Consider the following 19,653-nt stretch of genomic DNA (forward strand, 5'->3'; position numbering starts at 1 on the left):
CGTGAAGCTGCAGCGTTGTTGGCTGCCGCTCCACGTAATTTGGGTACGTGATTAACCCACCAGTTTTTTGGTCATCGCCAGCAAGGTTTTAACGTCCTGCGGGCGCGTGTTGCCGGTGGCCGCATCAATGATTGAGCTGTAGATATGCGGGATCACACGTTTCACGCCGGCAGCCAGTGCGATCTCGACGATCGGCTCGAAGTTTTCCAGATCGATACCGCCAGTCGGCTCCAGCATAAAGTCATGTTCAGCACAGGCCTGGGCCACATACTGATATTCTTCTTTGCATGCCAGCCCGCCCATCGGGAAATACTTGATCGAACTGCCACCCATGTCTTTTAACAGGGCAATCGCGGTTTCCACCGGTACAATACCGTCCGGCGCAGACGCACTCAGTGGACCGGTGGAGATCTTCACCCAGCCGACGCGGCCGGTCGGTGACACCAGACCGTTCACCACGCTGTCGTGTTGCCCCAACAATGCGCGGCTGGCACCGACACCGGTAAACACCTGGTTTACGTGCTGCGGCTGCACCCGTTGAGAGATCAAACTCACCATCGTCGATTGTTTCGGATCGCCCGCGCCCAGCCCCACCGACAGCGCATTCTCGATTAATCGCGCATAACGCTGCATGTCAGCAACCGCGCTATCAACGTCCGGATAATTCTTGGACAGAACGCCCACCAGTACATGCCCTTCCGCCGCCGCATAAATGTCCTGCGCATTGTCTTTCGAGCCGGCCAATACGTTTAGGCACACACGGTCACGATAGTAGTTAGGTTGCAGCTTCATGCTTGTTTCTCCGTAAACAGATTTTTAATACAGGTGAAGACAGTCATCAGTTGTTGCTGGTCAACGCTGCGCACATCCACTTCAATCTTGCCTTCGTTTGCCTTATAACCACGGAAGTAGATAGCGATATCGCCAGTTTTCAGCGCCTGTACGATGTCGTAGGTCGAACGCCCGAGCACAGCCTCATCAAAGGTGATTTCCGCTCGTGCGATATCGCGACCGGCACTGTCCCAAACGGTTTTGGCACTGATACCGCTCAGGGTGTTCAGGCTGTCGATAAACGGCGTCATTCTTTCGACCATTTGCTGACCGGTAGTTTTCTCCAGCGTCAGGTAGCTTTCTATCGCCTGAGTCAGACCGAGAATGCCCTCTTTGCCGACCTTCATCGCTCGGCCGATGCCGCCGGATTGCAGCTTCACCCATTCAACGTACTGTTTCTTACCGATCACCAGACCGCTGGTTGGGCCTTCGATGGCTTTGGCGCCGCTGTAAATCACCAGATCGGCTCCCATTTGGGAGTAACACAGCAGATCTTCTTCCGCTGCGGCATCAACGATAAGCGGCAGGTTATGTTTGCGTGCCACCACAACCGCCTGCTCAACGGAAAGAATGCTTTTTTGCACACAGTGATGTGATTTGATGTAGAGAATGGCCGCGGTTTGCGGCGTGATGCAGGCTTCAAGCTGCTCAGCAGAGCATTCATTGGCGTAGCCCGCCTCCACGACTTTACCGCCGCCCAGCGCCACCATGGTGTCGACCGGCGCACCAAAGTTAACGTTATGGCCGCGCGGTAGCACAACCTCACGTGGGACGGTAATAGGTGCTGAGTGCAGGTTCACCAGCAGGTTGGCGTTGTCTTTGACGATCAGCGCCGCCACCGACTGGGCGATGCCCGCGGAAGCGCAGGAAACGATCACCGCAGCGTCAACATTCAGCAGGTTGGCGATGTAAGCACCGGTCTTGTCGACCAGATCCTTGATTTCGAAATAGTGACTCAGGCCATAGTCAACGGCGTCAACGACATCCTGGCGCGGCGTGGACACACCGAGCATAGTCATGCGGCCGGAAGTGTTAATTACCTGTTTTAAATTATATTTTTCATAGATTGAAGACATGAGCGGCTTTCCCTTCATCGGTTAATAGGATTTCCCCGGCCACCACCGCGGCCAGCGGAACCAGCAATTGTTGGCCCGTGGCCGATTGCCCGTCTGAATCGGCAAACACCTGTGGCCCTTGGCGGAGTTCAAACAGGGTGAAATCAGCGTCATAGCCCGGTTCCAGCCGCCCTTTGTGGGCCAGATGCAGCGCCGAGGCGGCATTTTCCGTAACGCAGGCGATCACCTGCGGTAGGGACAGCCCGACGCTGAAGAATTTGGACATCACCATCGCCAGGCTATGTACCGGGCCGGCGATACGGTTGCGGCAGTAGATATCGGAACTGATGGTGTGCGGCAAAATGCCAAGCGCAATCGCCTGCCTCGCCACATCAAAGCTAAAGCTGGCTGTACCGTGGCCGACGTCGAGCAACACGCCACGTTCCAACGCGCGCTGAATGGACTCACGCAACGTACCTGCAGGCGTCAGAATACGGTTCGGCTTGCCGTTGTAGCAGTGGGTGATAATGTCTCCACGCGTCAACAAATCGGCTATTTCATCCAGATCCGGCGGGTTATTACCGATATGTACCATCAACGGTAATTGGTTATTTTCCTGTTGGATCTCTTTGGCAAGCACCAATGGCCGCGTGCCATTTTGACCGACGACGCTGCTGCTCATGCGCGCCTTTATGCCAATGATAAAACCCGGGTGCTTACCGATCGCCTGACTGACTTTTTGCTTATCGATATCGGCCAAATCGGCCAGTTCGTTTTGCCGTAACAAGCCGATGCGTGAAATATTCAGAAAGGCGAAAACGTTGGTTTTAGCATTGCGCGTCAGCGCATAGAACGCCTCGACATCATCGGTACCGGTACTACCAGCATCGATCACTGTCGTGACGCCGCAGGCTGTGCCAACCAGATCCGGTTCGTCATGGTAGATCGGAGAAGAAGGGTAACAATGGACATGAGAGTCGATCCAGCCGGCGCTCAAGCGACAGTTGCCCGCCAGATCCAGTTGCTGATGGCCACGGACGTCATCGGCTAACTGTCCAACCTCGGCAATCTTGCCGCCCTGAACCGCTATATCGACCAGCTGCTCATCCGCCAGTCTGGCACGTCTGATGACTAAGTCATACATACTGCATTACTCCTTTTCAAGCAGGGGAACGGTGTGCCGCTCCCCGACAATCACACGGGTGATCAAGCGATGGCGACCGGGAAAATCGCCCCTAACAACATCGCGCCGAGGATCGCCCCGCCGGTGATTGGCTTGTTCCAGATATAGAACAACAGTGCGCCTAGCAGTGAACCTATGCCAATAGGAATAGAGGCCGTCATTGCAGACAGGATGATCAATGGCCCCAGGAAACGCCCAGAGGAGTTACCGGCCCCCATCATCACATCTGCCCCGTAGGTGGAGTTGCTCTGGTTGATGGTAAATTTACGCGCCAGGATGATCAGGTAGCCAATTGCCAAACCAATCACCAAACCGGTTATCAGCGACGCAGCAAAGTTGGCGACCGGGAAGATGATCCCCGCACCGAGTAACAGGGCCGGAACCCCCAACCCGACACCGGTTTGGATCGCACCACCGATGTCCAGGATCCCCACCAGCGAGCCTTCGATGATGCGCGCAAACAGGAAGCTGGCACCGAATGCCGCTACAGCACCATAAACACCGGTATCCATGCCGGCACGCAGCATGGAAACGAAGGCGACTTCGTTAAATGCGCCGATGCCATACAGGTAGTACATGTGCGTCCCGGCGAACACGCCGGAAGAGAGCAGGCCAACAAAAATCGGGAATGACCAGTCGGCATACCAGAAGCCTTTTTGGGTTTGTTCTTCCATTTTCCAGCTCCTTATTTACCGCTCAGGGTATTGTGAATGGCGTCAAGCCAGCCCGGTACACCAAGGCTGAAGGACTCGAGGACTTTCATGTCGAAGCCGCGGAAGAAGCCGCTAAGCACGAACAACAGCACAATTACCGCCATCATGATCTTGGTGATTTTGTTCCAGCCGCTTTCTTCGACGCCTTTACCGATCAGGATACCCAGCACCAGACCCGGTACGGCGTTACCCATGATCAACTGCGCCAGACCACCAAAGATGGTGCCCCAGAAACCGGAGCGACGCCCAGCGTCGATCGCCGCCAGCCAGAAGATCACCGGCATCACGGTATTCACCAGCAGGTTAGCGGCCGGCACCAACACTTTAATCGCCGTGACCTGCAGTGCAGCAGGCACTGCAGAGGCCGTGGTATTGAGGAATGCCACCACCAGCATGCCGATAATGCCGCAGGCGATAGCCATTTTTTTCGGGTCGTGCAGCGTTTGCGCCAGATTGCGGTTCTTGACCATCAGCGCAGCAGCCCCCCAGTGCGGGATGATGCGGTGGTCAACGTCCTGCGTGAAGGCCCCCGCCGCCACAGAAGACGCCCAGGCGTTGAAGAAGAAGCCCAGACCGAATGAGAAATGGGAAGCTGGGTCACCCTCACACGAGTTCAGCTCGCCCAGAGTACGGAAAGCGCCCATGCCCTGTGTTGTCGGTGCATGGAACATTCGTGCGGCGCCGGCCCCTACGCCAACCCCCACCAGTCCGCCGATAATAAGCGACTTAAATAAGATGATTAAAAACATCAGTATACCCTTTGATTTATGCTAACGTTTTTATTTCGTGACGAAGACAACTTTTTCTGTATTGATTATTGTCACGTTCACGGTTATTTCCAGAGTAACGGAATAATGCTTTCTTTCGCGCGGTAGAAAGAAGAATAGAAACTTTTCTTTTGTTATTTTCTCTTCCGCTTTTAATACGCTGACATCCTGCGGTTCAATACGCAGCAGAATATTACTGGTGGATTTTAATACCGCACCCTGCACATTGGCCAAGGCGGAAGCAAAAGCTTTCGCTTTGCTGTCGCCTTTACCCTCCACCTTCACCGACGTTGTATATTGCTCTTTCATTACGGATTGCCGTGTTTTTTAACGTAGGCTTCAACCAGTTTTTGCCCCAACTCTTCTTTATCCATAAAACCAAAACCTAGCACCGTGCACCCTTCATTGATTGCCGTCACGCCTTCATCAATGGAACGCATACCGTATTTGGCTTTGTAACCGTATTTCGTTTGCGCGGTAATCGCGCCGGCACCGCCACTGCCACAGAAAGAAATCCCCAGCTGTGCGCCTTCTGCTTTCATCACGTCGCCCAGCTTCATGTCTGCCGCTACGCCTGGGATCACAATGGCTTTTCCGCCTGCGTTTTCAATACCCTGACCTACTTTCTGGCCTTTGCCTAAACGATCGCCGATCACTACTGTAATTTGACCCATGGTATTTTCTCCTGATTAATGTAATTCGCTAATAGCTATTGGTTATTATCTTTTGCCACTTCAAAATGCACGGAAAGCAAATAAGCTTCTTCGATCGGCAGAGTGGTAAACTGATCGACCACTCTTTCAGCCATTTGCATTGACTCCGCTGAGATCTCATCAAACAGTGATTTATCAACTTCCGGTAGTGGCTCGCCGGTTATTGAACGCAACACCATAGCGCGAATATGCGACTCCAACATCTGTTGCTGTACCGCATTGGTATAAATACCGTCCTCATTCAGCATGGCGGTAATATCTGACAATACCTGTTCAGTTATCGCCCCGGCCATACTGACATCAGGCTGTTCATTATTTTCTCTCGCAGCAGATCCATCATTCACTTTTCAGTACCCCTAGATCCCAACATGATTCTGTCAATCTCACAGCGCATCACTTGAATAACCCGCCTTCTCTGATGCCTTTACCCTAACCCCGGGACGATTTTCTGTGTAGCGTGTTTTTTTCCAGTTGGAAGTGGAAATTCAGTGAGCATCAGGGATCCATTTCGCAAAATAAGGATTTATTAGATAATTCAATTAAATTACAAAAAGATAACGCCACAAGCTGTTTCCAGTTAGCCCAGCGGCGGTGAAAAGCTTCGTGATCGGGATCTCTTTCTTTTCCCCGCTTAACCGCCTACTATCGGTAAGACAATTCGACATCAACAACACCCCCGCTCCTCTGGCGCGGGGGTGTTGCTTTTGTGTTGTTTTTCCGAATTTATGGGCGCGTGACCCGACGCCTTTTGATTTGACTGGAGAGTGGAATGACCAAGCCAACCATTACTATTAATGAGCTGGATGCGGAACGCCTGGATGCGCTATTGGAACAACCGGCCTTTGCCAACACCGACGTCGCCGCCGCGCTGAACGTCGAACTGGATCGCGCCGAAATCCTGCCGCCGTCCCAGATCCCGGCCAACGTGGTGACCATGAACAGCCGTGTGCGTTTCCGCGATCTGCATACTGCAGAAGAACATGTGCGTACTCTGGTTTACCCGGCGTCGCTGAAAGATAGCCACGAGCAGCTTTCGGTGATGGCGCCCTTGGGCGCAGCACTGTTGGGTATGCATATCGGCAACCAGATTACCTGGCAGTTACCGAATGGCGAAGAAGCACGAATCGAAGTGCTGGAACTGTTGTACCAGCCAGAAGCGGCAGGTGAATACCACCGCTAAGCGGTTATCAGGGCGGTGACGATACCGCCCTTTCTGCGTTTATAGGCTGATGGCGATCAATACCAGGATCAACAACAGCACGTAAATTCTGGCATGCAGCCTGTCATTAACCTTCGGCAACCATTTTTTGGCGAACACAATTCCCATGATACCCGCCGCGACAAGCAACCCCAGAATGGTCAAATTGACATAGCCCAAATATTGGGGCCCAGCCATTTCCTTCCAGCCCAAACCGATATACATCAGTGCGCCAATGATGGCGACCGGGATCGACAGTGGATTGGCCGCGCTCACGCAATGTTTCATCTCGTAGCCATGCCGGCGTAATAAAGGCACCGTTAGTACGCTCCCTCCCACACCGAGCATAGTGGCAATCACCCCGATGAGTGGACCACCGACAAATAGCGTCACCTTAGACAAGGTTGCTCGGGGCGGTTTGACCAAAAACCCCTGCCTGAACAAACAGTCCGCAATCGTTACCAGCATATAAATCACAAACAGGAGCCTGACCACGCCGTCTTCCAACAGGCTTGAGGCGAAGGCCCCCAATGCAGCTCCAATAGCGATAAAGTAAATCAGCGGAACAATGGTTTCACGCAGCAGATTACCACTGCGCCAGTTGGTGAAGGTGGCGTAACCCGCGTTCAGGATCATCACCGCCGTTGAGGTTGCCACGGCAACATGCATCGCCTGACCCGACTGTTCGCCCGAAGAGGCAACCAGGTGATACACAAAAGGCACCACGACGAATCCGCCACCGAAGCCGAATAAAATGGTGGTAATGCCGGTAATAAAACCGGCACCAAGAATGATCAACATCTCAATCATGGCTATGCGCCCGAATGAAATCGTCGAAACCAGCAGCGAACTGACCAGCCAGCTCATGGAACTCATCGCCCACAAACAGCGACAGGTAATGGTGGCAAATGGCATCATGGTCGATCAGTTCAATCCCAAGCGCCTCCGCCTGCGCCAGAGCTGGCGCGTCAGGAAATCCCCAGTAACGGTAGTCGCCCTGTAGCTCAACGGCCACCGCTTCCCGCTCGCCCGCCTGCATCAACTGATGCGCCAAAAATGCCCCAGAACGGCACCCCAGCAGCAACATGTTTTCCAAAAATGAAAGGTCATAGCGCAGCTCAGCCGGCTGTCGGGCGATCACCGGACCGGCATCCCATTGCTCGTCCATTTCATGCAGCGTCAATGCACAATTTTTCTCGCCGTTGACCATCGCGCGGAACAGTGTCATGACACCGCGATAATGTGGCAAATCCCCTGGATGCAGATTCCACAGCAATTTACCGCGCTGGCTGAAGGCCCGCACATAATCTGCAGAGAATTTCTGATAACAACGTAACGAAATGACCGCATCCATATTGCCCAAACTGCTGATGAAGGTTGCATCATTAATGTCGGCAATACGGTGGGCCCTGACTGCTGCTCCGGCCAGGAAAATCTGCGGAGCCTGATAAGCACCCTGACAAATATCTGCATGTCGAGTGACGAACGGAAAGACAAAGTCATTCAATACCTGACGTTCATAGAGACCCAACTGCCGCACTGCCGGTTCTTGCAAACAGCCTGAGGCTTTCACCAGTGGAAAATAAACCGTAAAGGCACATTCCTTGTTTAAGGCGCTAATAACATCCTGGCATGCCAACCAAGAAAAAATATCGTTGCCAACAAATAGCGCTACGTTTTTCATACTGTCGCCTTCTTTGTATTAAATATGCTGTTATTAAAAACTATTTTGCTGATATCTCGGGTAATGGACTCCATTGCCGAGGTATAAAAAAGATCCCCTTTGGCTGGGGCGCCAAGAGAGTACAGGTTTTGTTCATTGCCCTGTTCATCCGGGACTTTTAACGTGATGGGATTACACTTCACACCACCGAATCTATTTTCCTGCACCAGTCCACCCTGAAGAAGCGTGTCATTTAACCGGTTTGGCTTCATTTGATATGAAGGGGCAGTACAATTGAGTAAATATTGAGTATGTACCGTTGCATTGTGGCAGAAAACTTTGAACCCGTGATTATCCTTGTCGATATTTACCACACCGCCAAAGACCCGTAAGCGTTGACACTCTAATCCAGTAATAATTTTATAGGCATTCTTTAAGGGCATAGCGTGCCGATTACGCATCCAGGAAGAATTATAAAAACGCATAAATACTTGTCGGTTATTTTCATCCATTTTAACCCAGGCTTCACACACTGCCGGGTGGATCGCGGCCAGGTAGCTGCAGATATGCTCACGCGCAAAACGTGCCCGATCCAGGCTTTCGGCCAGGTCACGATAACAATCTCTGCCAGCCCCCATAGAGGACAATACCGTCAACCGTTCCGGCCCAGGGTAGTATTGTTCCAGCGCCGCATTAATCATGTGAACTAACTGATGCGCATCGATAGAGTTATTGTTGGCGACAAAACGGATCAATTGCTGCCTGAATCCTGGCGGCGGTGCACGCATTAGCGCGGGTTGAACACTGGGAAACAATCCGGATCGCGACAAAGCCGAGATATCGCTAGCCCCCACCCGCTCAATCAGTTCAATAATGGCATCGATCGCCGTTAGGCTGCAGCCAATCACGCCGATGGCTGAAACAGGGTTAATAGCGGGAAGATCTCGATTCGCCTGATAAGAAATCACGCCATCAATGGGATACAGGCTTTCTGCTTCATTATGCCCTGAGCACAGCACCAGCGCATTCATCTGCTCCGCAACACCATCCGCCGTGGTCAGCAAATATCCCGCAGGATGCGTGCCTATTTCCTCAACTTCTGCAGTAATGAAATTCAGGGTGACGTTACTGTCGGCAGCCATAAAGACCGACATGTCACGGATAAAATCGAGATACTCTTTATAAAGCCAACGCGGCGGGTAACGGTCTTTACTGTAGCGAGGAAAATGCATCGTGATCCAATCTGAAAAATGCGCACGATCAAAAATATCTGCCGACATGTTCTCCGGCGTCATATTTAAAATATGGCTATCGAAATCGCTGCTGTAAGCCATGCCACCGTTAAAACCTTGCTTGTCAAAAACCTTCAGAGAAAGATGTTTACTGCAATTATTAACTGACTTATTCTTAATAAAGTTGTAAACAAAGGAAATGCCAGCCGCCCCACCACCAATCACACCGATCTTACACATGAAATATCACCTTATAGTCACAGCATTAAAAGAAGAACTATTGCTTCAGGTGTGGAATAAAAAAGATAACTTATTCCTTATTAACTTCTTGTATTGTGCAGACGAGAGACCTCGCCCTGCCCCGGCGTTTAAAATAAGAGGGTTCAATCAACAATAAAAATATCTCACTGCCAAGGCAGCGTTATTTCTCTTCCCTGATAGTAAAGTGATGGCGATTGGCTTGCTTTATATGAAGGGCCAACTATCATTGCATTTCGGTCAAAATACTCAACGATGGGGCTTATGCGCAACGTACGTATAGATGACCTCGATCACGTGTCCAGATCCGTGATCGCCATTGGCACCGATTATCCGTCAGGCCATCTGCTGCCCATGCACTGTCACCGTCGCGCCCAGCTCCTGTATGGCGCGACCGGTGTAATGCACGTGTTTACCCGTCAGGGGAATTGGATTGTGCCGCCGCAGCGCGCGGTATGGTTACCACCGCAGATGCCGCATGAGGTCAGAATGGTCGGTGTCACTACGCGGAGCCTATACATTGAGCCGACGGCTCTACTGCCCAATCAACCACAGGTTTGCCAAGTGGTTAGCGTGACGCCACTGATGCGCCAACTGTTGATGGCAGCCGTCGATATGCCTCTGGAATACGATCCACAAGGCCGGGATGGCGCGCTGGTCAGCCTGTTATTGCATGAACTTGCTCATCTGCAGGCCTTGCCGTTGCATATCCCGCTGCCCACGGACTCACGCTTGGGTGAACTGTGCCAACGTTTCCTGCAACAACCTGACGCCCATGACTCACCGCAGGAATGGGCCGCACGCCTGTACATGAGTATCCGCAGCTTCAGCCGTCTGTTTCGCGCTCAGACCGGCATGTCATTTTCGCAGTGGCGCCAGCGAGCCTGCGTGGTGTTGGCATTGGCCAGGCTGACCGAAGGCAGCAGCGTGACACAGGTCGCTCTGGACTTGGGTTATGAAAGCAGCGCGGCATTTGCAACGATGTTTCGACGCGTGCTGGGACAAGCGCCGTCCTGCTATCTGGCGTCAGAACGGCGCGAAAAGGCTTAGCGGAATTTCTTGTGATTGGCGTCGCGGGTTTGCTTGAAGCCCTGAGCGACTTGCTTGGCTTCAGCCAATTTGCCTTGATTAGCCAGCGCCAGCGATTGATCGATCTGGTCGATCAACGTGTCCAGGCCATGATGGAAATCTTTTATTTCCGGGCTATTGGCCGCTTTATCTTCCAGTTTAGGTGGCTTACTTTGCTTCGCATCCACTGCAGCAGCACGCATATTCTGCAAGCTTTGCTTCATGGTGTCCGTGGAGTCGGTGCTCAGCACCGTTTTGTAATTGCCTGCGATGGTATCCATATCGTCGGCCAGATCGGCTGCGACGGCCAGTGAACTGGCACCCAGCAGCGTCAATGCCATAAGCGCTTTCAGTTTGTTCGACATGCTTGCTCACCTTCCAGTTGTACCCAAAAATAATTGGAGTTGCATCAAGGCGGCAAGAACGTGAATCCTCAGAAACTTACTCAAGTAAGTGACTGGGGTGAACGCTCGCAGCCAACACAGATGCGGCTTCAAGTATGACGGGTATATTGTTTTATTTGACCCAGCCTAACCATAGGCAAGGGAGTCGAAAACTGAAACAGAAGATTTGTAAGCAAGGTTAAAAGGGGGAAAGGGGAGTGATACGGCTGGCAACCGGAGCGGCCAGCCGTGGCAGAGATTACTGACCGGCGATTTTCATGTCCGGCAACAACACGGAACCGCACTGGATGTTGCTGCGGGTTTCGATATCGCTGCCCACGCTGACGATGTTACGCAACATATCCTTCAGGTTGCCCGCAATGGTGATCTCGCTGACCGGATATTGGATCTCGCCGTTTTCCACCCAGAACCCCGCAGCACCGCGCGAATAGTCGCCGGTAATACCGCTGACACCCTGGCCCATCAGTTCGGTCACCACCAGACCGGTACCCAACTGCTTCAACATGCCGGCAAAGTCATCGCCCTGCCCCTTGATTCGCCAGTTGTGGATACCGCCCGCATGGCCGGTGCTGTGCATACCAAGCTTACGTGCCGAATAGCTGGTCATCAGCCAGGTTTGCAGCACGCCATCTTTGACAATGTCGCGGCGTTGGGTACGGACCCCCTCGCTGTCGAACGGCGTGGAGGCCAGCCCTTTCAGCAGATGCGGGTGCTCTTCGATGGTCAGCCAGTCCGGCAGGATTTGCTTACCCAGAGAATCCAACAGATACGTGGATTTACGGTAAACGCTGCTCCCACTGATGGCGCCGACCAAATGCCCGAACAACCCTGTTGCCACTTCAGAAGCAAACAAAACCGGGGCGGTCATGGTCGACAGCTTACGCGGTGCCAAGCGCGACAGCGTACGGCGGGCACATTCCTGACCGACCCATTCAGGGCTTTCCAGATCGCCCATCGCGCGGCCAATGGTGTAGGCGTAATCACGCTCCATGTCACCATTGTGTTCCGCAATCACGCAGCTCGACAGTGAATGCCGGCTGGAACAGTAACTTTGCAACATGCCGTGGCTGTTGCCGAAGACCTTGATACCGTAGTGGCTGTTAAAACTGCCCCCTTCGGTATTGGTAATACGTTTGTCTGCTGCCAGTGACGCCTGCTCTGCTCGTGCAGCCAGCTCGATACCGCGCTCGGCGTCCAGCTCTTCCGGGTGGAACAGGTCCAGATCCGGTGCGTCAAACGCCAGCAGGTCTTTTTCTGCCGGGCCAGCGTTAGGATCTACCGAGGTATAACGGGCAATATCCAGTGCCGCCTGCACGGTACGGGCAATCGCATCCGGGCTGAGATCGGTAGAAGACGCACTGCCTTTACGCTGCTGGTGATAAACGGTAATGCCCAACGCGCCATCGCTGTTGAACTCAACGTTCTCCACCTCTCCAAAGCGGGTGCTGACGCTGATACCGGTAGATTTGGTCACGGCAACTTCTGCCGCATCGGAGCCGGCGCGTGCCAGTTCCAAAGCCTGTGAAACGGCCTGTTCCAGCGCCTTGCGCTGTTCTGCAACTTGAGTGACTACTTTCATCAATCTGCCATACTTAATCAGAAAATCGTTGAGAAAAGTGCCGTGGCGGCGTGGTTGCGCGTGGAGTCACGCGCAAAAATCATGTGATTTATACTTTTGAGTCTAACAGGAACCGCGCGGAATTTCGCATAAAGCCGGCAACCTGTTAGGATTAGCCTCTTTTTAACGGAGCCTACTATGAACAAACAGCCTGAAGACTGGCTCGACGATGTCCCGGAGAACATTGACGAGGAAGATGACGAGATTATCTGGGTCAGTAAAAGTGAAATTAAACGTGATGCCGAAGCGCTGAAAGACCTGGGTGTAGAACTGGTCGAACTGGGTAAAAATGCGCTGGACCGCATCCCACTGGACGAAGATTTACGCACGGCGATTGAACTGGCGCAGAAGATCAAGAAAGAAGGCCGCCGCCGTCAGCTGCAACTGATTGGCAAGATGCTGCGTGCCCGCGATGTAGAGCCAATCCAGACCGCGCTCGACAAGCTGAAGAACCGCCATAACCAGCAGGTTTCGCTGTTCCATAAGCTGGAAGTACTGCGCGACCGCCTGGTAGAAGAAGGCGATGATGCGATCCCACCTATCCTGGCGCTGTATCCAGAGGCCGATCGCCAACAGTTGCGTTCACTGGTGCGTAACGCGCAGAAAGAGAAAGCCGCTAACAAGCCGCCGAAAGCTTACCGTCAAATATTCCAGTACCTGCGCGATTTGGCCGAGACAGCCGAATGATCGCCGCCGTCACCGGGGATGAACCCAGTTCATCCCCGGTGATGTGCAGGTTCACCGCTGCTTTCACGAATATTGAAACGCAAACTGCCTTCCAGTTCTTCTTCCGCTTCTTCAAACAGCAGGATAATCGCGCCAAAACGACGTTTGCTGCGGGCATTGAGATGGGTAAATTCAATCTCGACCGGCAAGCTGATGTCTGCGGTTACCACGTCCCAGAGCGCATCCAGATTGGCGCCAAACGCCTCATCCAGCGCAAACTTATCTGCAAAGTCGCGGTAGAACGCCGGTAAATCGTTAATCTGATTAAAATCGAACTCTACTTTTGCCATCAAGCTCACTCCACCCGAATGAAGTTTTTATAATGGTCACGCGTGACAAAAATCAGGCCGTCGCTGGAATACAGTAAGCGATCGGCACCGCGCCGGCCGCATTGATAATTGATATCCGCTTCGCGCCATACCCGGCTGCGGGCGGTAGGCAGTTGCCCTTCACGGTTTGAGAAACGGTCGCCACCAATGGCTTTACCCGGCAACACCGAACACAAATTCCCGTTGCGTGCATCCCACCCCTGTTCCCGCGCCTGCTTCTTGGTGATGTAATAGTCCGGTAACCGCTGATGCTGCTGCAGATAACTCACTACCCTTTTCTGCTGCGTCAGCTGGTCAATACTCTGACCTTCGGCCACCGCCGGCACGTTGGCAATCACCCGATCGGTGCCGCGCAGTGCATTAAAACCGGCCAACACAACGGCGATGACTATCGCCACGAGGATCCGCTTATTCATTGCTGTCCCTGAATTATGGCAGACAGGGGTGCATCAGCACCCATGCTAGTTGGATTTATAGATGAAAAGGATGAAGCAGAGATGACTGGCATATAACGTTTTCGCTTCAGGGGAAACCGCGCCGAACCACTTGCATCACCCATCCATGCTAATCATGCCATTTTGCAGCGCGTCTGGCACTCAGTGCAACTCCGAAACAGGCTCTTCTTTGGCAAGTATAGCCCCCGCAGGGGCATTTGGCGTGTCAGTCGATCAACGCATGGCGATAGCGATGCAGCATGTCAGCCAGACGTTTTACTGGCCCAGTGACGCTAAGTGGTGCCTGATAATCCACCAGCTTTTGCTGGTAGTCATTCATTTCGCCCAATAACCGATCGTAATAGTACGCACGCTTCACATCGTTTTTAGCCGAAACGACATGGTCGGCGGTATTGCGGATCTGCTTATGGAATGCTGAAAGCTCCTCGCTGGCTGGGATCTCCGCTCGCTGCATACGCTGGTGAGCGATGATCAGGTTGAGCGCCAGACGGTACTTCGCGATATCGTTCGGGAACATCATCAGCAGTTGATTGAGTTGTTGGTACAGTGCCGGCAGATGGTTTTGTCGACGACGCGACGCCTTGGTGGTCAACGCCGATACCGCGCTGCTGACAAACTGGTTCAGCAACGTACGCCCCGTACGTTCACGTGAGTTATCACGAATCAGTAACAGCACCATCAGCCCCACGCAGCTGCCGAGAAACTGACCGAGCGCCCCGTCGAGGAACTGCGTCACGTTGAACTCCATCGGATTGCTCAGCACCAGTATGTTGATGGTCCCGGCTAACAGGCCGAGCGATCCCAGCCGCCGTTTCTGCACTTCGATACCGATGAAGAAGGCCAACAGGCCCAGGCTGAGACACAGCAGTAAAATACTTTGCTGGGTCGCGGGCAGGATCACCATAAAGAACAGTGAACCAACCGGGATCGCCGCCAGCATACCCAGTACAAAGTCCATCGCCACCATACGCGGCGCGGGAGTACGCATTGCCAATGAAGTGATCACCGCGATGATCACCATAAAACCACTGCCGGACGTCCAGCCAGTCCATAGCCACAATAAGCTACCAAACGCCGTTGCCACAAAGGTGCGCAGGCCGTTAATCATCGCGTGGTGTCTTTCCGCCGAGGTGGGTTTGACCACAACCTCACTGCTTAACACCCCTTCCTCCACCACACTAATGCTGCTGTTGGTGTGTACACCTTTGGCCAGCAGCAGATAGCGGGTGGCTGCGCCAACCCAACTGGTGATGGTCACTAAAGTCTCGTCGGTACGGTTGGTCGTCAGCACCTGCCGTAGCAACTTCATGCGTTTATGGATTTCCTGCGGCGTTTCCGCCGGTACCATCAATAACTCGCGGATGTTCTCTTTCAGCGCATCCGGGTGGTTCAGCAGGATTAAATAGGTCTCACACGCCTGGGTGATCAGCGTCAGCGACAAGGTATGCAGCGCCAGAACGCGGCGGTTCACCTTCTGCCAGCGTGATGACTCCATCATCAAATTGCTGCGCATACCGTTCAGCGCCGTGGTGCTTTTCACCAGGTTGCTCCAGGCGCGGTCAATGTCTTCTTTCTCGCCGTTGCTAATACACATCTGCATCAATCGGTACTGATCCACCAACAGTTGATCCACCGCGCGATCGATGTCCTGCTTGATTGAACGCGGTGAAAACAGGAGATCCGCCAGTACAGCGCTGACGATCCCCAGCACGATCTCGCTACAGCGCTCAATGGCAAACTGCGGCGCTTCTAACAGATGGGATTCACTGCTGGCGACGGTCACAATGATGATCAACGCCGTGTAGCCCGCCAACCCCCAGGCATAGGAGTTTTCGACTTTAATCAGCGAAGACAGCCAGGTACAGAAACCAGCCCAGATACAGCACAGCAATAGCATCACCACCGGCGCACGCGCTGTCGTGACGATAATCACCAGGCCGACAAAGCAACCGATGAAGGTACCGATAATGCGCAACCAACCGCGATGACGAATCGCGCCGGAGAAGGGTTCGCCGCCCGCCGCAAAGGCCGGGCCGGCAGCCACGATGGCGGCCGTCATCGCCGACCAGCGCGGGGTTTCCAGGTTGAGATGGAAACCGACAAACAGCGCAAACACAATCGCAAAGCTGAGCTTGAAGGCAAATCTCAGCCGGATAAAGGTTGGGTTATTCATTAACCGAACTCACGCAGCCGATGCATCAAACGCACAAAAGGCGAGCCGCTATCGACAGCGCGATCGTTCTTACCGGTGATCACCACCGTGGCGGTGGTCCCAGCCGGATAAGGATGTAACTGGTCTTTGTCGTCCAACAGAATTTTCACCGGTACGCGCTGCGCCAGACGCACCCATTCAAGGTTGCTGTCGATCGACGCCAAGCCTTTGCTGTTCATAGTGCTGCTGCTGTTGTTGACGGCAGCGGCCACGCTATCGACAGTACCGTGCATAATCCGGTTACTGCCCAACGGGGTAATTTCTGCACGGTCGCCTTTATTCAGGCCATTGAGCTTGGTTTCTTCCAGATAGGCCAGAATGTAGAAACTGTTTTTCTTCACCAACGCCACAGCAACCGAGCCACGTGTAATGTATTCGCCTGCGTGTACGTTCAGGTTGGTGATCCAACCGTCAGCCGGTGCACGTACCGTGGTACGTTCCAGATCCAACTGCGCCAGTTCGCGTGTCGCGACGGCCTTGGCTAACTGATGCTCGACCGTCTGCAGTACGTTATTCGCCTGGTCTATCTCTTCTTGCGACATCGCCTGCACACCTAAACGTACGCGGCGGCCAGCCTCACGTCTTTTTTCCGCTGCCAACGTCTGGTAATAGGCAACATCGGCGCTGGCTTGCGCCAATGCCTGCTGATAACGCGGCTGATCGATCACCAACAGCACCTGCCCTTTCTTCACCAGTTGGTTATCTACCAAAGGCACGTCGGTGAGCAGACCGCTGACATCTGGGGCTATCGCGACCACGTCAGCAGTAAACTTGGCGTCTCGCGTCCAGGGAGACTCGGTGTAGAACACCCACGCTTTGAAGATGGCGATTATCCCCAGCAGGACCAGGATCAGTGTGATCGCGATTCGGGCTATTTTTATTGAAAAATTTTTCACAGCGACCTCAAACGAAAAGACATGAAATCAGATAGAACAAACAGCAATACAGCGCGGTATTAAACAACGCTGGATGCCAGACAAAATCGTAAATCCCGGTGGGCTGCAGCAACCGGCGCAGCAAAAAAAACAGCGCTAGCGAAACCAGCAACTCAAAAAAGACCGGGGGAAACGACAGTCCGAAAATGACCATAACCGGAAGCAAACTCATCAATTTTTCCTTATTACTCACTGCACCGGGCATTAACCTTTATACCCGTCATCTTTCAAGTTGCAGCGTTGTTACCTGCACGCTATCACCCCAGTGACTTACTAAAGTAAGTGCCTGAGGATGAGCAAGTTGGGCACCTGGCTGCAACTTGAAAGCTATAGGGTATATTCCCATTCACATTCTCTTTACATTTTAGCGTGCGCGCACCACAAATTCCGGCCCAGACAGGTCAGGAACCTGAAAAAAGAGTAAACTCTGGAACGTACATCCGCGATAGGAATTGCGAGGATACCTGAGGGTTCGGCCCCAATGACGCTGCCGATCACACTCACGCGTTGGTAAGGTCTTTCCACCCGACTACGTTATATTAGCTTGCTTACTATCAACTCATCAACAATCTGTGATCTAAATCACTTTTAAGCCAGAGTGAATAATGGAAAGACTAAAACGGATGTCAGTATTCGCCAAAGTGGTTGAATGCGGGTCGTTTACGGCGGCTGCACGTCAGCTTGATATGAGCGTTTCATCTATCAGCCAGACCGTCTCCAAACTGGAAAATGAGCTACAGGTTAAGCTGCTTAATCGCAGCACGCGCAGTATTGGCCTGACGGAAGCCGGAAAAATTTACTATCAGGGGTGTCGTCGCATGTTGCTGGAAGTCAGCGAAGTGCACGAACAGCTGTACGCCTTTAACAATACGCCGACCGGCACGCTACGAATTGGCAGCTCATCCACCATGGCGCAAAACGTGTTGGCTACCATGACCGCCGATATGCTGAAAGAGTATCCCGGTCTGACCGTGAACCTGGTGACCGGCATTCCGGCACCGGATTTGATCGCTGATGGATTGGACGTGGTGATTCGCACGGGTGCGCTGCAGGACTCTAGCTTGTTTTCCAAACGACTGGGTTCAATGCCAATGGTGGTGTGTGCCGCCAAAAGCTATCTCAGCCAGTACGGTACACCACAAAAACCGAGCGATATGGTCAATTTTTCCTGGTTGGAATACAGCGTGCGGCCGGATAGTGAATTCGAACTGATCGCACCGGAAGGCATCAGTACACGTATTGCACCGCAGGGGCGTTTCGTCACCAATGATTCACAGACCATGATCCGCTGGTTAAAAGCCGGGGCAGGCATTGCCTATGCACCGCTGATGTGGGTGATCGAAGAGATCAAACGCGGCGAGATCGAGATCCTTTTCAAAAGTTATCATTCGGATCCTCGCCCGGTGTACGCCGTGTACACCGAGAAAGATAAGCTGCCGCTCAAAGTACAGGTGTGCATCAACTACCTGACCGACTACTTTAAGCGCGTGGGTGAGGTCTATCAGGGCTATCGTTGAGCAGAACACGACGAGCCCAGGTACCCAGTACCAGTAATACCAGCATGCCCAGACCCCAGATTAACCAGACGGCATATCCCGCCCAGGTGAGCAGGCGCGGGAAAGAACCTGCCAACCCGCTCGCCAGCTGCTGCAACAAGGGCAACCCGGTATCCAACAGCGTCTGCGGTACCAGGCTGAGCAAACCGGTAAACGGTGGCGTTAACTGGGCCGCCCCGCTCTGCGCCAGCCCCGTCAGTGCAGGCAGCCAGCCCAAGATACCGGAAGCCCCCCACGCCAACAGCGTCCATAACGCCATGGCAACCAACAGCACTATGGCACTCCCTCCGCGTTTCGTCATGGCTGCCCTCCGCTAGCCGCCTTGCCACATTGCTGGCAAAAACGGCTGCCTGCCGGCAGAGGTGCGGAACACCCGCTGCATTGTGCTGCGGGCGTTTCAAAAGGCTGCCCGCAACGGTGGCAATAGCGCGCACCGGGCTTGTTAGGCGCCTGACATTGCAGGCATTGCGGCCCCTGATCGCCATACTGATTATAACGGTTGCCATGATGCCCACGCCCATGGCCAGAACCTTGATGACTGCCACCGAAACCACCTTGCCCCAAGAGCCTTTTCAACATGCTCATCACGCTTCTCCTCTCTGCGTTACGCCAGGTTTCACCTTAAACCCTGGAGTAAACTCCAGGGTAAAGAGCAATGAAGGCGGATTTACGTTTAATTACATCACTGAATCAGCAACGCTTTGATGTAGTTAACAAAAAGCATTATCGGTCATTAC

General features: G+C 53.2%; 24 protein-coding genes. 4 read left to right on the forward strand and 20 right to left on the reverse strand.

All coding sequences use genetic code 11. The features are described 5' to 3' along the window. Nucleotides 1-51: 51 nt before the first annotated feature. The 8 genes from dagF to AC2FCQ_RS10835 all read right to left on the reverse strand — a co-directional run bounded on the left by dagF (nucleotide 52) and on the right by AC2FCQ_RS10835 (nucleotide 5,606). Complete coding sequence (dagF, locus tag AC2FCQ_RS10800; protein ID WP_209637135.1) at nucleotides 52-792, reverse strand: 2-dehydro-3-deoxy-phosphogluconate aldolase; 741 nt, start codon at nucleotides 790-792, stop codon at nucleotides 52-54. Then, the gene (locus tag AC2FCQ_RS10805) at nucleotides 789-1,907 is read right to left on the reverse strand and encodes a DgaE family pyridoxal phosphate-dependent ammonia lyase (RefSeq protein WP_490307888.1); all 1,119 of its coding nucleotides are present in this window, start codon (nucleotides 1,905-1,907) and stop codon (nucleotides 789-791) included. Before AC2FCQ_RS10805 ends, dagF begins: the two co-directional genes overlap by 4 nt. Further along, nucleotides 1,891-3,030, reverse strand: a complete 1,140-nt coding sequence (locus AC2FCQ_RS10810; RefSeq protein ID WP_490307887.1) for an amidohydrolase/deacetylase family metallohydrolase — start codon at nucleotides 3,028-3,030, stop codon at nucleotides 1,891-1,893. Before AC2FCQ_RS10810 ends, AC2FCQ_RS10805 begins: the two co-directional genes overlap by 17 nt. A 62-nt stretch (nucleotides 3,031-3,092) precedes the next feature. Next, on the reverse strand, nucleotides 3,093-3,743 hold the full coding sequence (locus AC2FCQ_RS10815; RefSeq protein ID WP_037416299.1) for a DUF4310 family protein: 651 nt from the start codon (nucleotides 3,741-3,743) through the stop codon (nucleotides 3,093-3,095). A gap of 11 nt (nucleotides 3,744-3,754) precedes the next feature. Beyond that, entirely contained in the window at nucleotides 3,755-4,531 is a 777-nt protein-coding gene (locus tag AC2FCQ_RS10820) for a DUF4311 domain-containing protein (RefSeq protein WP_012147073.1), read from the reverse strand. Nucleotides 4,532-4,561: 30 nt separating this feature from the next. Further along, entirely contained in the window at nucleotides 4,562-4,858 is a 297-nt protein-coding gene (locus tag AC2FCQ_RS10825) for a DUF4312 family protein (protein WP_209637127.1), read from the reverse strand. Continuing rightward, nucleotides 4,858-5,223, reverse strand: coding sequence for an SFCGS family glycine-rich protein (locus AC2FCQ_RS10830; protein ID WP_209637125.1), 366 nt, complete (start codon nucleotides 5,221-5,223; stop codon nucleotides 4,858-4,860). Before AC2FCQ_RS10830 ends, AC2FCQ_RS10825 begins: the two co-directional genes overlap by 1 nt. A 35-nt stretch (nucleotides 5,224-5,258) precedes the next feature. After that, the gene (locus tag AC2FCQ_RS10835; RefSeq protein ID WP_314590645.1) at nucleotides 5,259-5,606 is read right to left on the reverse strand and encodes a glycine dehydrogenase; all 348 of its coding nucleotides are present in this window, start codon (nucleotides 5,604-5,606) and stop codon (nucleotides 5,259-5,261) included. A gap of 425 nt (nucleotides 5,607-6,031) precedes the next feature. Here AC2FCQ_RS10835 and rnk point away from each other — a divergent pair, with 425 nt between their 5' ends. Next, entirely contained in the window at nucleotides 6,032-6,442 is a 411-nt protein-coding gene (rnk, locus tag AC2FCQ_RS10840) for a nucleoside diphosphate kinase regulator (RefSeq protein WP_209637123.1), read from the forward strand. 39 nt (nucleotides 6,443-6,481) lie between these two features. On the opposite strand, the gene AC2FCQ_RS10845 is transcribed toward rnk, so the two are convergent. Genes AC2FCQ_RS10845 through AC2FCQ_RS10855 form a run of 3 tightly spaced genes read right to left on the reverse strand, consistent with a single transcriptional unit; the run spans nucleotide 6,482 to nucleotide 9,595 of the window. Then, on the reverse strand, nucleotides 6,482-7,270 hold the full coding sequence (locus AC2FCQ_RS10845; RefSeq protein WP_490307883.1) for a sulfite exporter TauE/SafE family protein: 789 nt from the start codon (nucleotides 7,268-7,270) through the stop codon (nucleotides 6,482-6,484). Then, nucleotides 7,263-8,144: a formyltransferase family protein gene (locus AC2FCQ_RS10850; RefSeq protein WP_490307881.1), complete on the reverse strand. Its 882-nt coding sequence runs from the start codon at nucleotides 8,142-8,144 to the stop codon at nucleotides 7,263-7,265. The genes AC2FCQ_RS10845 and AC2FCQ_RS10850 overlap by 8 nt, the downstream gene beginning before the upstream one ends. Continuing rightward, on the reverse strand, nucleotides 8,141-9,595 hold the full coding sequence (locus AC2FCQ_RS10855) for an FAD/NAD(P)-binding protein (RefSeq protein WP_209637117.1): 1,455 nt from the start codon (nucleotides 9,593-9,595) through the stop codon (nucleotides 8,141-8,143). The genes AC2FCQ_RS10850 and AC2FCQ_RS10855 overlap by 4 nt, the downstream gene beginning before the upstream one ends. Nucleotides 9,596-9,877: 282 nt before the next feature. Between AC2FCQ_RS10855 and AC2FCQ_RS10860 the strand changes: the two genes are divergently transcribed. Continuing rightward, nucleotides 9,878-10,663 carry an AraC family transcriptional regulator gene (locus tag AC2FCQ_RS10860; RefSeq protein ID WP_265555890.1) on the forward strand — a complete coding sequence of 262 codons (786 nt, stop codon included), beginning with the start codon at nucleotides 9,878-9,880 and terminating at the stop codon, nucleotides 10,661-10,663. Here the strand turns inward: AC2FCQ_RS10860 and cybC are convergent. Both cybC and pmbA read right to left on the reverse strand, forming a co-directional pair. Further along, entirely contained in the window at nucleotides 10,660-11,046 is a 387-nt protein-coding gene (gene cybC / locus AC2FCQ_RS10865; RefSeq protein ID WP_404760526.1) for a cytochrome b562, read from the reverse strand. The genes AC2FCQ_RS10860 and cybC overlap by 4 nt on opposite strands. Nucleotides 11,047-11,323: 277 nt before the next feature. Continuing rightward, on the reverse strand, nucleotides 11,324-12,664 hold the full coding sequence (gene pmbA, locus AC2FCQ_RS10870) for a metalloprotease PmbA (RefSeq protein WP_404760527.1): 1,341 nt from the start codon (nucleotides 12,662-12,664) through the stop codon (nucleotides 11,324-11,326). Between the two features lie 177 nt (nucleotides 12,665-12,841). Here pmbA and yjgA point away from each other — a divergent pair, with 177 nt between their 5' ends. Further along, on the forward strand, nucleotides 12,842-13,390 hold the full coding sequence (gene yjgA, locus AC2FCQ_RS10875) for a ribosome biogenesis factor YjgA (RefSeq protein ID WP_209637109.1): 549 nt from the start codon (nucleotides 12,842-12,844) through the stop codon (nucleotides 13,388-13,390). Between the two features lie 29 nt (nucleotides 13,391-13,419). Here yjgA and AC2FCQ_RS10880 read toward each other — a convergent pair whose 3' ends face one another. The 5 genes from AC2FCQ_RS10880 to aaeX all read right to left on the reverse strand — a co-directional run bounded on the left by AC2FCQ_RS10880 (nucleotide 13,420) and on the right by aaeX (nucleotide 17,532). Next, a complete protein-coding gene (locus AC2FCQ_RS10880) occupies nucleotides 13,420-13,719 on the reverse strand; it encodes a barstar family protein (RefSeq protein ID WP_209637107.1) in 300 nt (99 codons plus the stop codon). Between the two features lie 5 nt (nucleotides 13,720-13,724). Next, the gene (locus tag AC2FCQ_RS10885) at nucleotides 13,725-14,174 is read right to left on the reverse strand and encodes a ribonuclease (protein WP_209637105.1); all 450 of its coding nucleotides are present in this window, start codon (nucleotides 14,172-14,174) and stop codon (nucleotides 13,725-13,727) included. 244 nt (nucleotides 14,175-14,418) lie between these two features. After that, entirely contained in the window at nucleotides 14,419-16,386 is a 1,968-nt protein-coding gene (gene aaeB, locus AC2FCQ_RS10890; RefSeq protein ID WP_209637103.1) for a p-hydroxybenzoic acid efflux pump subunit AaeB, read from the reverse strand. Then, a complete protein-coding gene (aaeA, locus tag AC2FCQ_RS10895; RefSeq protein ID WP_209637101.1) occupies nucleotides 16,386-17,321 on the reverse strand; it encodes a p-hydroxybenzoic acid efflux pump subunit AaeA in 936 nt (311 codons plus the stop codon). The genes aaeB and aaeA overlap by 1 nt, the downstream gene beginning before the upstream one ends. Nucleotides 17,322-17,328: 7 nt before the next feature. After that, nucleotides 17,329-17,532 (reverse strand): p-hydroxybenzoic acid efflux pump operon protein AaeX, encoded by a 204-nt coding sequence (aaeX, locus tag AC2FCQ_RS10900; protein ID WP_004936952.1) that lies wholly within the window; start codon nucleotides 17,530-17,532, stop codon nucleotides 17,329-17,331. A gap of 433 nt (nucleotides 17,533-17,965) precedes the next feature. On the opposite strand from aaeX, the gene aaeR reads away from it, so the two are divergent. After that, nucleotides 17,966-18,877 (forward strand): HTH-type transcriptional activator AaeR, encoded by a 912-nt coding sequence (aaeR, locus tag AC2FCQ_RS10905; RefSeq protein WP_037416253.1) that lies wholly within the window; start codon nucleotides 17,966-17,968, stop codon nucleotides 18,875-18,877. Here the strand turns inward: aaeR and AC2FCQ_RS10910 are convergent. Continuing rightward, on the reverse strand, nucleotides 18,840-19,217 hold the full coding sequence (locus AC2FCQ_RS10910; RefSeq protein WP_490307876.1) for a hypothetical protein: 378 nt from the start codon (nucleotides 19,215-19,217) through the stop codon (nucleotides 18,840-18,842). The genes aaeR and AC2FCQ_RS10910 overlap by 38 nt on opposite strands. Continuing rightward, nucleotides 19,214-19,501 carry a zinc ribbon domain-containing protein gene (locus AC2FCQ_RS10915; protein ID WP_265555884.1) on the reverse strand — a complete coding sequence of 96 codons (288 nt, stop codon included), beginning with the start codon at nucleotides 19,499-19,501 and terminating at the stop codon, nucleotides 19,214-19,216. Before AC2FCQ_RS10915 ends, AC2FCQ_RS10910 begins: the two co-directional genes overlap by 4 nt. Nucleotides 19,502-19,653: the final 152 nt, after the last annotated feature.

The organism is Serratia sp. CoH_134_PS_4 (genome assembly GCF_058190535.1).